This is a genomic window from Cellvibrionales bacterium, assembly GCA_016713115.1.
Taxonomy (GTDB): Bacteria; Pseudomonadota; Gammaproteobacteria; order Pseudomonadales; family UBA7239; genus UBA7239.
In genome coordinates, this window is the sequence record JADJPU010000001.1 from 1,503,511 (window position 1) to 1,516,001 (window position 12,491).

16 protein-coding genes, 1 tRNA gene and 1 pseudogene are annotated in these 12,491 nt (G+C 50.7%); 7 read left to right on the plus strand and 11 right to left on the minus strand.

What is annotated here, in order from left to right; translation table 11 throughout:
- The first annotated feature begins 221 nt into the window (after positions 1 to 221).
- Positions 222 to 772, plus strand: a pseudogene (locus tag IPK30_07450) (cytochrome b).
- Here IPK30_07450 and IPK30_07455 read toward each other — a convergent pair.
- The gene (locus IPK30_07455) at positions 769 to 1,959 is read right to left on the minus strand and encodes an NnrS family protein (GenBank protein ID MBK8103108.1); all 1,191 of its coding nucleotides are present in this window, start codon (positions 1,957 to 1,959) and stop codon (positions 769 to 771) included. The pseudogene IPK30_07450 and the gene IPK30_07455 overlap by 4 nt on opposite strands.
- 153 nt (positions 1,960 to 2,112) lie before the next feature.
- Here IPK30_07455 and IPK30_07460 point away from each other — a divergent pair, with 153 nt between their 5' ends.
- Both IPK30_07460 and rcnA read left to right on the plus strand, forming a co-directional pair.
- Positions 2,113 to 2,382, plus strand: a complete 270-nt coding sequence (locus IPK30_07460) for a metal-sensing transcriptional repressor (GenBank protein ID MBK8103109.1) — start codon at positions 2,113 to 2,115, stop codon at positions 2,380 to 2,382.
- A 24-nt stretch (positions 2,383 to 2,406) separates the two neighbouring features.
- Entirely contained in the window at positions 2,407 to 3,219 is an 813-nt protein-coding gene (gene rcnA / locus IPK30_07465; protein ID MBK8103110.1) for a nickel/cobalt efflux transporter RcnA, read from the plus strand.
- A gap of 38 nt (positions 3,220 to 3,257) precedes the next feature.
- Here the strand turns inward: rcnA and IPK30_07470 are convergent.
- The 10 genes from IPK30_07470 to rpsP form a co-directional block, all read right to left on the minus strand.
- A tRNA-Phe gene (locus IPK30_07470) sits at positions 3,258 to 3,333 on the minus strand.
- A 50-nt stretch (positions 3,334 to 3,383) separates the two neighbouring features.
- Positions 3,384 to 3,656: an oxidative damage protection protein gene (locus IPK30_07475; GenBank protein ID MBK8103111.1), complete on the minus strand. Its 273-nt coding sequence runs from the start codon at positions 3,654 to 3,656 to the stop codon at positions 3,384 to 3,386.
- 30 nt (positions 3,657 to 3,686) lie between these two features.
- On the minus strand, positions 3,687 to 4,739 hold the full coding sequence (gene mutY, locus IPK30_07480; protein MBK8103112.1) for an A/G-specific adenine glycosylase: 1,053 nt from the start codon (positions 4,737 to 4,739) through the stop codon (positions 3,687 to 3,689).
- A 23-nt stretch (positions 4,740 to 4,762) separates the two neighbouring features.
- A complete protein-coding gene (locus IPK30_07485; GenBank protein ID MBK8103113.1) occupies positions 4,763 to 5,035 on the minus strand; it encodes a thioredoxin fold domain-containing protein in 273 nt (90 codons plus the stop codon).
- On the minus strand, positions 4,954 to 5,508 hold the full coding sequence (locus IPK30_07490) for a thioredoxin fold domain-containing protein (GenBank protein ID MBK8103114.1): 555 nt from the start codon (positions 5,506 to 5,508) through the stop codon (positions 4,954 to 4,956). The genes IPK30_07485 and IPK30_07490 overlap by 82 nt, the downstream gene beginning before the upstream one ends.
- Before the next feature lie 22 nt (positions 5,509 to 5,530).
- Positions 5,531 to 6,433 carry a site-specific tyrosine recombinase XerD gene (xerD, locus tag IPK30_07495; GenBank protein ID MBK8103115.1) on the minus strand — a complete coding sequence of 301 codons (903 nt, stop codon included), beginning with the start codon at positions 6,431 to 6,433 and terminating at the stop codon, positions 5,531 to 5,533.
- A gap of 69 nt (positions 6,434 to 6,502) precedes the next feature.
- A complete protein-coding gene (rplS, locus tag IPK30_07500) occupies positions 6,503 to 6,856 on the minus strand; it encodes a 50S ribosomal protein L19 (GenBank protein MBK8103116.1) in 354 nt (117 codons plus the stop codon).
- 38 nt (positions 6,857 to 6,894) lie between these two features.
- The gene (gene trmD / locus IPK30_07505) at positions 6,895 to 7,626 is read right to left on the minus strand and encodes a tRNA (guanosine(37)-N1)-methyltransferase TrmD (GenBank protein MBK8103117.1); all 732 of its coding nucleotides are present in this window, start codon (positions 7,624 to 7,626) and stop codon (positions 6,895 to 6,897) included.
- A gap of 13 nt (positions 7,627 to 7,639) precedes the next feature.
- Positions 7,640 to 8,176 carry a ribosome maturation factor RimM gene (gene rimM, locus IPK30_07510; protein MBK8103118.1) on the minus strand — a complete coding sequence of 179 codons (537 nt, stop codon included), beginning with the start codon at positions 8,174 to 8,176 and terminating at the stop codon, positions 7,640 to 7,642.
- 4 nt (positions 8,177 to 8,180) lie between these two features.
- On the minus strand, positions 8,181 to 8,423 hold the full coding sequence (rpsP, locus tag IPK30_07515; protein MBK8103119.1) for a 30S ribosomal protein S16: 243 nt from the start codon (positions 8,421 to 8,423) through the stop codon (positions 8,181 to 8,183).
- A gap of 213 nt (positions 8,424 to 8,636) precedes the next feature.
- Between rpsP and IPK30_07520 the strand changes: the two genes are divergently transcribed.
- Genes IPK30_07520 through ffh form a run of 4 tightly spaced genes read left to right on the plus strand, consistent with a single transcriptional unit; the run spans position 8,637 to position 12,388 of the window.
- Entirely contained in the window at positions 8,637 to 9,587 is a 951-nt protein-coding gene (locus tag IPK30_07520) for an SPFH/Band 7/PHB domain protein (GenBank protein ID MBK8103120.1), read from the plus strand.
- A gap of 7 nt (positions 9,588 to 9,594) precedes the next feature.
- Complete coding sequence (locus IPK30_07525; protein MBK8103121.1) at positions 9,595 to 10,056, plus strand: NfeD family protein; 462 nt, start codon at positions 9,595 to 9,597, stop codon at positions 10,054 to 10,056.
- Positions 10,057 to 10,091: 35 nt separating this feature from the next.
- Positions 10,092 to 10,967 (plus strand): lysophospholipid acyltransferase family protein, encoded by an 876-nt coding sequence (locus tag IPK30_07530; protein MBK8103122.1) that lies wholly within the window; start codon positions 10,092 to 10,094, stop codon positions 10,965 to 10,967.
- A 35-nt stretch (positions 10,968 to 11,002) separates the two neighbouring features.
- Complete coding sequence (gene ffh, locus IPK30_07535; GenBank protein MBK8103123.1) at positions 11,003 to 12,388, plus strand: signal recognition particle protein; 1,386 nt, start codon at positions 11,003 to 11,005, stop codon at positions 12,386 to 12,388.
- The last annotated feature ends 103 nt before the right edge of the window (positions 12,389 to 12,491 follow it).

Below are 12,491 nucleotides of genomic sequence, written 5' to 3' on the forward strand. Positions count from 1 at the left end.
ACCTCTCAGGTAGTGAAAAAGTGGGAAGCCAGAAACGCAAACAGGCAGCTCGCGCTGCCTGATCCACCAAACAGGGTGCAATCCTATAGCCTAGGGAGGGGTCTGACAACTTAGGAAATGGGCGGTAGATATAGAGTAGACAGCCTATAATTCTCGGGCAGTCTTGCAGGCTGGACTGGCGAGCAGCTTTCTTACTTACTTCTTGCTATTGGAGAGACATGATGAGCGAGGCACGACATAACTGTCGATATCACATGACAATCATCGCGCTGCATTGGCTGACTTTGTTTTTGTTGGTTGCTGTCTATGCGCTGATGGAATTCAAAGGAATCTATGAAAAGGGTAGTGCGCCGCGCGAATTGATGAAGACATGGCACTTTATGCTGGGTTTGTCGGTGTTGCTTGTTACTGTGATGCGCTTGGCGGCACGAATGCTTTTCGATACGCCGACCATATCGCCCGCGCCACCCGTTTGGCAATTAAATATCGCCAAATTGGTTCAAGCCGCGTTATATGTTTTTTACTGGCTATGCCATTAATTGGATGGATGACGCTTAGTGCTGCAGGAAAACCGATTCCATTTTTTGGATTGATTTTGCCGGCAATATTGGAGCCTAACCCAGAGTTGGCGAGAAATATCAAAGAAATTCACGAAACAATAGGTCGCTTGGGATATTTTCTGATTGGACTACATGCAGCAGCAGCGATTTACCATCACCACTTTATGCGTGATAACACTTTGTTGAGAATGTTACCCTTGAAACGCGACTAGCCCGAATGACCATCTGTGCGAGCCTTGCACAGCATAGGTCCATACACCACGGCAAATTGCAGAAACGCTAAACTCCATCCTGCTGCGGCTAAATACATCGCTGTTGTATAGCTGATGGATGGACCGACAACACGCAATAGCGTGACAATGTTTATCAACACAAACGCAATAAAAAAACCTTTCGGTAATTCTAGTGGTCTGCCGGTGTGACCGAGTGAAACGCGCGCCATCATCGCCAAAATTAAACCACCAATGGCACCGACAGTTAATGCATGCAGCGCTTGCCCTTCCAGTACACCTAAATCAAAAGACCACAGCGCCAAGCCTATGCAGCCGACGACTAGCCACGCATAGGCGAGATGCAGTGACCACAGTAGTGGCACACGCAATAAGCCTGCATCAAACCAGCGCACTAAACGAACAGCATGCCCTGCACCAAGTAGTACGAGCAAAATGCCGCCAAATGTATTGGGATTTTGTGTGAGTAATCCACTTGCTGTAAGCACAGCAACAATAACCGCTCCAGCAAGCAGTGACCAATCCAGCCACGGCCATGCAGTAACTTGTGCCGTGCGTAGCAAACCGCGAAAAGTAAAAAAGGGAATCACACGCCCGCCGATCAGCGTAATCATCGCTAATACCAACCACACGGCTGCCAAGCTACCTTGGCGTTGCCACGCATCGTTGTTTTGCAAAACGCCGCACAGTGTTAATGCGTTGGTTGCCGTAAGTAGTAGCAAGACCGCGGCAATTGGGTAATTACGATTTTGGCGAGCCGCCCACAATAAGCGTGTCATTGCAGCGGTGACTGCTAATAAAAAAATGGCATTTAGCAACAATAAAATAATTGGAAAAGGTTGCCACCAACTGCCGCGCGCAAGCAGCCACAGCACGACTAATACCGCGAGCGGTTTGCCCGATAAACTCGGCTGCCCCGTCCATGTTTGCACGGCGGTTAATAAAAAACCGGCAATTACTGCGCCTGCAAAACCAAACACCATTTCGTGACGATGCCACGCCAACCAGCCACCGAGAGGCGTGGGCAGCGACCAAGCGCCGAGCAACGCACCTACCCACAGCGGCGCAGCGATTAACGCCAGCAGCGCACCGAGTAGAAAAAATGGGCGAAAGCCCAAACGAAAAATGGGTGGAATGGCCAGAGCTTTGCGCTTATTAGTTATTTGCATAACAACACCTAATGGTCACAGCGAACTATTCTAAATGGATAGAAATAGAGTGCGGGCGACACGCATCAAGTAAAACCGTCTGATACGCCACTTGTCGTTCTTGTGTATTCAGCTATATCCTATCCCCTAGGATAGGTTAATGAGGTCGTAGCCATGAGCGCACACACTGAGCATCCCGATGTCATCAAGCGGCTGAAACGCGCGGCGGGGCATTTGCAGAGCATCATCGTGATGCTGGAGGAAGACCGTCACTGCTTAGATATCGCGCAGCAGTTGCAGGCGGTGGAGAGCGCGATTGGCAATGCCAAAAAAGTGCTGGTGCACGATCACATCGACCACTGTCTGGAGCAGGTCGTGCGCGATCGTACGCAGAGCGCAGCGGATACCATCCGCGAGTTCAAAGCAATTACCAAGTATTTGTAAAGCAGCCTCGGCTGGAGATGATGTATGAATGAATTTTTAACACTGTTACAGCAAGGTAATGCATGGCTGTTTATCCCCAGCGCTATTTTTCTAGGTGCTCTACATGGTTTGGAGCCTGGGCACTCCAAGACCATGATGGCCGCATTCATCGTGGCAGTGCGCGGCACGGTGGGGCAGGCAGTGCTGCTGGGGCTGTCAGCAACCCTGTCACACACAGCCGTGGTATGGGTAATTGCGTTAGCAGGGATGTATTTTGGCAGCCATTGGAGTGCAGAGACTACGGAGCCGTACATTCATCTGGTTTCCTCGGTGTTGGTGATCGGCATGGGGGTATGGATGGTGTGGCGGACGCGCAAGTATCAAAAATTGGCGCAGCAACACGAGCATTGTCATAGTCATCACGATCATGAGCGCCCGCCTGCAGCTGCAGCGGTGGATGATGTGGATCAGGAGTACCAAGATCCGCACGAGCGTATGCACGCGGAAGACATTCGCCGCCGCTTCACTAACCGTGAAGTCACTACAGGGCAGATTGTGTTGTTTGGATTAACGGGCGGTTTGATCCCCTGTCCTGCTTCCATCACGGTGCTGTTACTGTGTTTACAGTTAAAACAGTTCGCTCTGGGAGCCGCGCTGGTGCTGTGCTTTAGCGTGGGGTTGGCCTTGATGTTGACGGCATCGGGCGTGATGGCTGCGCTGGGTGCGAAACACGCTGCAAAGCGCTGGAGCGGCTTCGGTGAAATTGCCCGTAAAGCGCCGTATTTTTCCGGCGCGTTGATTTGTGGCGTTGGCTTATATATGGGGTACAGCGGCCTGCGCGCGTTGGGCTTGGTGTGAGCAAATAAAAACGCCCAGCGAAAGCTGGGCGTGGAAGATGGTGGCCAGAGACAGAATCGAACTGTCGACACAGGGATTTTCAGTCCCTTGCTCTACCGACTGAGCTATCTGGCCATTTCGGAGGCGCGTATTAGACCCGCTGTGCGCAGGGAGGTCAAGCAAACTTACGCGTTGGGCGGCACATAACCGTCAGCTTTGTCGAAGGCATCGCCGCTGAGAAATAAATCGCGCTGCTCAGAGAGATAAGTGCGTGCTGTCATGTCCATCATGTTCAATTTTTTTTCGTTGATCAGCATAGTTTGGTGCGCAATCCACTCCTGCCAGGCCTGTTTGGAGACGGATGCAAAAAGCTCTTGCCCTTTAGCGCCAGGGAAGGGAGGTTTATCCAAACCCTCCATTTCTTGTTGATATTTGCGACAGAAAACAGTGCGTGACACGGCGGATATTCCTTGAAAAGGTGCCAAATTTTAGCACGCTGCCAGTTGCGCGAGCAGTTTGACGGCGGGGGCAGGCATGCCGAGCGTTGATGCTTGGTTGGGTTTGATCCACTGCTGATTCGGTTCAGTGATTTTTTGGGTGCGCGTATTTACATCGATCAAAACAGGTGTGATGTCGAGATGGAAATGACTGAAGCTGTGTTTCCAGCTCGGCCAAATTTCTATTTTTTTTGGCTGTTGTTCACACAAATCTTTACAGCTATCACCGATATTTTTTTCTGGTGATATTTCTGGCAGACACCACAGGCTGCCCCACAAACCGGTGGGCGCGCGTTGTTGTAATAAAACTTCGCCGGCGCAATTGCGAATTATCAGCATATTAACTGTTCTTGTTGGTAAGGCTTTTTTTGGGTTTTTTTCTGGATATTTCGTGACGCTGTTGTCGCGGTAGGCAACACAATGAGTCTGTAATGGGCACTGTGTGCAACGCGGTTTGCTGCGCGTGCAGACTGTTGCGCCGAGATCCATCATCGCCTGTGTGTAATCACCCGTGCGCTGTTTCGGTGTATTTTCTTCTGCGTAGTGCCAGAGTGTTTTTTGTGTGGAGGAAGCACCGCTCCATCCGCTAATTGCGTAAAAACGCGCCAAGACGCGTTTGACATTGCCGTCGAGAATGGCTGCGTGTTTTTTGTAAGCGATCGAGACAATAGCACCGGCAGTGGAGCGACCAATGCCGGGTAATTGGCTGAGTGCTTCAACTGCGTTTGGGAAAACACGGTTGTACTGCGCGCAAATAATTTGTGCCGTGCGATGTAGATTGCGTGCGCGTGAGTAGTAGCCCAAACCTGTCCACAGCGCTAATACCTCGTCTTGTTTGGCGGCGGCGAGCGCATCAACATCAGGAAAGCGCGCGACAAACTTTTCAAAATAAGGGATAACTGTGCTGACTTGTGTCTGTTGCAGCATGATTTCGGAGAGCCACACGCGATACGGTGTGATGTCTTGCTGCCAAGGGAGGTGCTTGCGTCCTGCGCGATCAAACCAAGCTAGCACAGCTTCCGAGAATTGAAAGGTGCTCGGCATGGTGGATAGTGTTGAAGTAAATTTTATTGTGCAGCTACGCCCAATGTGGCCGCCAATTCTTCTGCAGGCATATAGCCTGGGAGTAATTCACCGTTAGGTGTGAACAACGCAGGTGTTCCGCTGATACCCAGTTCGTTACCCAATTGGTATTGGGCGGCAACAGCATTGCTGGCGCAAGTTTGTGTGGGCAATGTAGAGCCACTTTTCATTTTTGTCAGCGCTGCTTGAGGGTCTTTTGAACACCAAACGGTACTAAGTTTTTCGGAGGATGGTGAGGGACGCCGCTGCGTGGATATGCGAGGTAGCGCACTTCAATACCCATGGCATTTAATTTGGGAACTTCTTGATGTAGTTTTCTGCAGAAGCCGCAATCAATATCGGTGAAAACAGTGACATAAGATTTTGGTTTTCCCTGCGGTGAAAAAATCACCATATCTTCTCTTTTGACAGCGGCGAGTTTTTGCACACGCATCGGTTGCATGCGTTCATCAGCAATGTTTACAAACTTTTTATTTTCTACGCGGTACATGGTGCCGGTGATCAGATATTTTCCATCCGCCGACATATATACCGTGTCTTTGCCACCAAGATCCACTTCAAATAGTCCAGAGACAGTAGAGCTGCGAATTTCGCCGATGGACATTCCAGGGCGCGCTTTTTGCACAGCTGTTTTTAAAACATTTGCTTGTTCGGGAGAAACCGGTGCCCCAGCGTAAGCAAAAGGTGTTAGAACAGTGGAAGCCAAGAGAAATGCCAGTACTTTTTTCATGTGTCACCTTGAATGGGTTTGTTCAGCCGCGAGGATGATGTTGGGCATGCAAGTCCTGCATGCGTGCTCTTGCGATGTGAGTATAGATTTGCGTGGTGGACAAGTCACTGTGTCCGAGCAAAAGTTGCACTACGCGTAAATCGGCACCGTGATTGAGTAGGTGTGTGGCAAATGCGTGACGCAGGGTGTGAGGAGACAGTGCAGTACGAATACCCGCTTGCATAGCGTGTTGCTTGATGCGGTGCCAGAAAGTCTGGCGTGTCATGGCCTGCGCACGATTGCTAGGGAACAGAATCTCTAGCGGTTGATTGTCGAGCAGTATCGGCCTTGCTTCACGCATATAGCGTTCTAGCCAGTGTGTAGCCTCTTCACCAATCGGCACCAAGCGCTCTTTGTTGCCTTTGCCTGTCACGCGCACCACGCCTTGGCGCAGATTCACGGAGCCCACGGTAAGACCCGTCAACTCCGATACCCGCAGCCCGCAGGCGTACAGAATTTCCAGCATGGCTTTGTCGCGCAATCCAATGGCGTCGTTGATATCAGGCGCATTCAATAGCGCGTCCACTTCTGTTTCGGTAATAAATTTGGGCAGTGGGCGACCAAGCTTTGGGCTTTGGATATCGAGCGTTGGATCTTTATCGATCAACTTTTCACGCAATAAAAAACGATAGAAGCCGCGAACACAAGAGAGGAAACGCGCTGCAGTGCGCGCTGTTGTACCCGTGGCCAGCAAGTGTGCGAGATACGCTTGGATATCGGCAGTAGAAACTGTAGTCAGCGCAGCGTGTTGTTGATCTAAGTGCGCGGCAAACAGTGTGAGATCACTGCGGTATGCGGACAAAGAGTGTTTGCTCAAGCCCTTCTCCAGCCACACGCTGTCGAGATAGGTTTGGATCATCGGTGGCGTTGTGCGTGGTGTGTTCATCGCCTATATGCGCGTCGTTAAAAAGATAAAGGCGACCGAAGTCGCCTTTATACAGAACGGAGTGATAACTCAGTTCAATTTTTCTTTGATGCGCGCTGCTTTGCCACTCAGGTCGCGCAAGTAGTACAGTTTGGCTTGGCGTACAGCGCCACGGCGTTTCAGCTCTACGCTGGCAATCAGTGGGCTGTGTGATTGGAAAGTTCTTTCTACGCCTACACCGTGAGAAATTTTGCGCACGGTAAAAGCTGAGTGCAGACCGCGGTTGCGTTTAGCAATCACTACGCCTTCAAACGCCTGTACGCGCTCACGGTTGCCTTCTTTTACTTTTACATTGACGATCACGGTGTCGCCTTGTGCAAAAGCTGGCAGTGCGCGGGTTGCTTGTTCAGCTTCGATTTGCGCGATGATAGTGATGTTGCTCATGTTCTTCTCCTAGTGCAAAAATCTTTCCGTAGTAAAAACTAATCATTGTTAATCGGTGTGTTGAGCAAAGTATTTTCTTCTTTATTCAACGGCTTTCTTTCTAACAATTCCGGCCTTCTTTCTCGCGTGCGGTGCAACGCTTGTTGCAAACGCCAGCGGCGTATCTGTTCGTGGTGGCCGCTTAATAAAACGCGCGGCACCGGTACTCCATCGTACACTTCAGGTCGCGCATATTGTGGAAAATCCAGCAAGCCCGAACTGAAGGAATCCTGCTTGGCGGACTCGGCATGGCCGAGTGCGTTGGGCAGAATCCGAATCATTGCGTCGATGAGCACCATCGCAGGTAATTCGCCGCCGGATAAAATATAGTCGCCGATGGAGCATTCCTCATCGACTTCTAACGCCAGCAGGCGCTCATCAACACCTTCATATCGACCGCAGAGCAGAATCAGTTCTTCTCGTGCTGCAAAACTTTCTACAGCGCGCTGATCCAGCGTCCTGCCTTGCGGTGACAGGTAAATCACTTTTGCCTTCGGCAGTGCAGCGCGTGCAGCGTGCAACGCATCTCGCAATGGCTCGGCCATCATCACCATACCGGGGCCGCCGCCGTAAGGTCGGCTGTCCACTGTTTGGTGTACATCTGTCGTGAAGCTGCGCGGGTTCCAGCATTCTAGCGAGAGCAAATTATTATCAAATGCTCTACCGCTGATGCCGTATCCGCTTATCGCAGTGAACATGTCTGGAAACAGTGTCACTACACCCAGCTTCACGGGTTATTCCTCTTTAAAATTCAGGATCCCAGTCAACCAGCATTTGCTTGTTTTCAAGATCCACTTGCAAAATGTAAACATCCACATAGGGCAGCAAGCGTTCGCGCTGATCTATGCTGCCATCACAAGGAGAAACAACCATGACATCGTTTGCTCCTGTTTCCAGCATGCTGGAAATTTCTCCCAGCAAAATTTTTTGAGCACCTTCTTGGTTGCTAACAACATGCAAACCAATCAGTTGTTGCCAGTAGTACTCGCCTTCCGGTAACTCCGGCAAAGTGTCTGCACTGACTGCAATCGCACGCTGGCAAATAGCTTCAGCCGCCGTGCGATCGTCTATACCTTTGATGCGTGCAACAAACCCTTTGCCGTGTTGCCGATGTTCAGCAACAGTAATTTCAGTGGCGGCTCGCGATGTTGCATTGCTCTCTAACGACCAGCGATCAAACTGAAAAATTTTTTCAGCGGGATCGGTATAGGAGTGAATTTTCACCCAACCTTTCACGCCGTAGGCAGAAGTAATTTTGCCTACAATGGTTCGTTTTTGCAGAAAATTAGGCCGCTTTTTGTTTCAGTAAGCTGGCAACGCGCTCAGACAATTGCGCGCCTTTGCTCACCCAATAAGCAACGCGTTCTTGATCGACGCGCACGCGCTCTTCTTGGCCTTTAGCAACGGGGTTGAAGAAGCCAACATGCTCAATGAAGCTGCCGTCACGCGCGTTGCGTGAATCGGTTACTGTCAGATGATAGAAGGGGCGTTTTTTTGCGCCGCCGCGTGACAGACGAATAGTTACCATGTTCTTTTTCCTGCTCTAAATAGGGTCTGGCTCTAGGGTGTCGGTTAACTCCATCGGACGCCCAAGGTGCCGAGGGGCGGGCATTGTATGTCAGATGCTCGTCGTATGGAACACCCCTGACAACCGTTTGCTGGGGCAATCTCCTGTGGAAAACTGGTAGTATCTCGCCCCTGTATTGATCACTCGTTTGGTAAATCTTACAAGGAGAAAGTTATGTCATTCGCTCAACTGGTACCGTGGTTATTGGGCGGTTTTGCCGTATATATCGTCAAGCTGGGCGTGCGCTTTGTGCCGCAGGGCTTTGAGTGGACGGTAGAGCGCTTTGGCCGCTATACGCATACTTTGAGTCCTGGCTTGAACTTCATCATTCCTTTTATTGATCGCATCGGCCAGCAAGTGAGCGTGATGGAGCAGGTGTTGGACATTCCACCGCAAGAGGTCATCAGCGCGGATAACGCCATGGTGAGAATTGATGCCATCTGCTTCTATCAAGTCGTCAATGCCGCGCAAGCGTCTTATGAAGTGGCCGATTTGCAGAATGCTGTACGCAATTTGACCATGACCAATATCCGCACTGTACTAGGGGCTTTAGAGTTGGATGAAATGCTATCTAAGCGCGATGAGATAAATGAGCGCTTACTTCGCATTGTGGATCAAGCCACGCACCCGTGGGGGATCAAGGTCACCCGTATAGAGATCAAGGACATCACTCCGCCGCGCGATCTGGTGGATGCCATGGCAAACCAGATGAAAGCTGAAAGGGAGAAGCGGGCTGCAGTGTTGGAAGCCGAAGGGCGCAAGCAGGCGGAAATCCTCGAGGCGGATGGTTTGAAACAGGCGCAAATTCTGAAGGCGGAAGGTGATCGTCAAGCGGCCTTTTTGCAAGCAGAGGCGCGTGAGCGTGCTGCTGAAGCAGAGGCCAAGGCGACGCACATGGTGTCACAAGCCATCGCCAAGGGTGATATTCAGGCGGTCAACTACTTTGTGGCGCAGAAATATATTGAGGCATTGAGTAGCGTGGCGTCGGCGAACAATAGCAAGGTGATTTTGATGCCGTTGGAAGCGTCGCAAGTCATTGGCTCTGTGGGAGGGATTGCGGAGTTGTTTAAAGCGGCCGGCGAACAGCCCAAAACAGTAGCTCCACCACAATTACCTAAAGGTTAGTAAGGCGATGATTGCAGGACTGCTCGACCATTGGCTCTGGTTTGCGTTGGCACTGGTGTTGTTGATCGTTGAAATGGTCGGTGCAGGCGGCTATTTGTTGTGGTTGGGCATGGCGGCAGGCTTGACGGGGAGCTTAGTTTTTTTTCTTCCTAATTTAGCGTGGCAAGCACAGCTACTGATGTTTTCAACTTCGAGTGTGTTGTGTGCGCTCGGGTGGTGGCAATACCAACAACGCTGCCCCAAAATAGCCGATGAACCACTGCTCAATAAACGCACAGCCCAGTATATCGGGCGCATTTTGGTATTGACCGAAGCAGTTGAGAATGGACGCGGTAGAGCTAGGGTGGACGATAGTGTTTGGGGAGTGGTGGCAGCAGAAGATCTTCCAGTGGGTACGCGTGTGAAGGTGCTGTCATTACAAATGGATCATCTGTTGTTTGTTGAAAAACTGCCCGAATCTAACAACTGAACGCCTGAAAATTTAATTTGAATGCTTGATTGTTTATGTTGCTTGTTTTTCTAGCAAGGTGCCTTGCTTTTTTGCCGCCGAGTGCGTTGTTTCTTTTTTCAAATGTGTTGGCATTTGTTTTGGAGCGCGTGGCACGCTACCGCCACAAAGTGGTGGCAAAAAATTTGGCGATGGCATTTCCTGAAAAGAGTGCTGAAGAAAGGGGTGTAATAGCGCATAAGTTTTATCAGTATCTGGCAGATGTGGTTGTCGAAATCATCATGCTGTCGCGTATGCGTCACGAAGAGTTGCTGCGTCGATTTGAAATTCAGGGGCTAGAAGAAGTAAAGAGTGTAATGCATGAGGGGCAGTCGGTAATTTTATTGTCGGCCCATCAAGGTAATTGGGAGTGGATGTTGGCTGCTGTTGCTGTTGCTCTGCCGCACCCGCTCGATGCGTTGTACAGGCCTCTGCATAATGAGGCGGCGGATCGTTTTTTTATGGATCTCCGAACGCGCTTTCGTTCGCATATGATTCCCGCTGAAAGGGCGGCAAAGATTATTTTGAAGTTGCGCAAGCAAACGAGAGCTTTCGGTATTTTGGGTGATCAAAATCCGCGCCGTCGCGATAGTAAGTACTGGACGACATTTATGGGTGTGGATACGCCAGTGGTGATCGGTCCGGAGCGCATTGCAAAAATGACGAGCTACCCATTGTTTTATGTGGCAACAGAAAAGTTGGGATGCGGCCGATATCGCTGTCGCATAGAGCCCTTGGCGCAGCCGCCGTACAGTGGTGATGGCGAGGTGTCGCAGCTGTATATGAGTGCAGTGGAGGCGCATATCCGTCGACAGCCAGAGTGTTGGATGTGGTCGCATCATCGCTGGCGTTATGAGAAAAAAGATTGCCCAGAATTTCTGTGCGCTAAATGAATTTTCCAGAAAAATTTTGAAGTGAGTGATGGTTTATGTTTGAGAATTTAACAGATCGTTTATCCGGTACTTTGCGCAATATCAGCGGTAAAGCGCGTTTGACGGATGACAATATTCAAGATGCGTTGCGAGAAGTGCGCAAAGCCTTGCTGGAGGCAGATGTTGCGCTGCCTGTCGCGAAAGATTTTGTCGAAGCTGTAAGAAAACGTGCAATTGGACAGGAAGTGAGCCGCAGTCTTAGTCCGGGGCAGCAGTTCGTCAAAATTGTGCAGGATGAATTGATTGCTGTGATGGGAACGGCAAACGAAGAATTAAATCTTGCTGTAAAACCACCGGCCATTATTTTGATGGCGGGTTTGCAGGGGGCGGGTAAAACGACCAGCGTTGCCAAATTGGCAAAACACTTAAAAAGCCGTTTGAAAAAAAATGTGATGGTTGTGAGTGTGGATGTGTATCGTCCCGCAGCCATCAAGCAGTTAGAAACACTCGCCAGTGAAGTCGGTGTGCGATTTTTTATGGGTGAGTCGCAGAAGCCAGTTGAAATCGCAAAAGAGGCTGTGGAAGCGGCTAAACGCCAGCTCGCTGATGTGTTGATAGTCGATACAGCGGGTCGTTTACATGTTGACGATGCGTTGATGGATGAAATCAAAGCGTTGCACGCGACGCTAAATCCTGTGGAAACGCTGTTCGTTATCGATGCGATGATTGGTCAGGATGCTGTCAATACGGCGAGTGCATTTAACGCAGCGCTGCCGCTGACCGGCGTGGTGCTGACCAAAATGGACGGTGATGCGCGCGGTGGTGCGGCGCTGTCGGTGCGTCAGGTGACGGGTAAGCCGGTCAAGTTTATTGGTGTCGGCGAAAAAACCGATGCCTTGGAGCCTTTCCATCCAGATCGTATTGCCTCGCGTATTTTGGGTATGGGTGATGTGCTTTCTCTTATCGAAGAAGCGCAGCAGAAAATTGATCACAAGAAAGCAGAGAAGCTGGCGCTCAAAGTGCAGAAAGGGCAGCGCTTTGATTTGGAAGATCTGCGCGACCAGTTGCAGCAAATGCAAAACATGGGCGGTATGGCTGGATTATTGGATAAGTTGCCGGGCATGGGTCAAATGGCACAGATCGCGCAGCAGGATGAAACCGTCAAGCAATTCAAGCGCATGGAAGCGGTAATCAACTCCATGACACCCGTAGAGCGCCGCAACCCAGACATTCTGAACGGCTCGCGCAAGCGTCGTATTACGCAGGGGTCAGGCACGGATTTGCAGGACTTGAACCGTCTGCTCAAGCAGCACAAGCAGATGGCTAAAATGATGAAGAAATTCAAAGGTGGCAAAGGGTTAGCCAATATGATGCGCGGTGTGGCAGGTCAGATGCCCGCCGGCCTCGGCGGAGGCATGAAGCTACCGGGGCAGTTTCGTTGAGGCGATCAAGTATTCTTGACGCTACGGAGGCGCTTCTATATCATGCCGCCTCTTTTTCGGCTCTGCCGTAGGAGCGCCTTGTGGCGCTTGGTGGTTTGGGCTG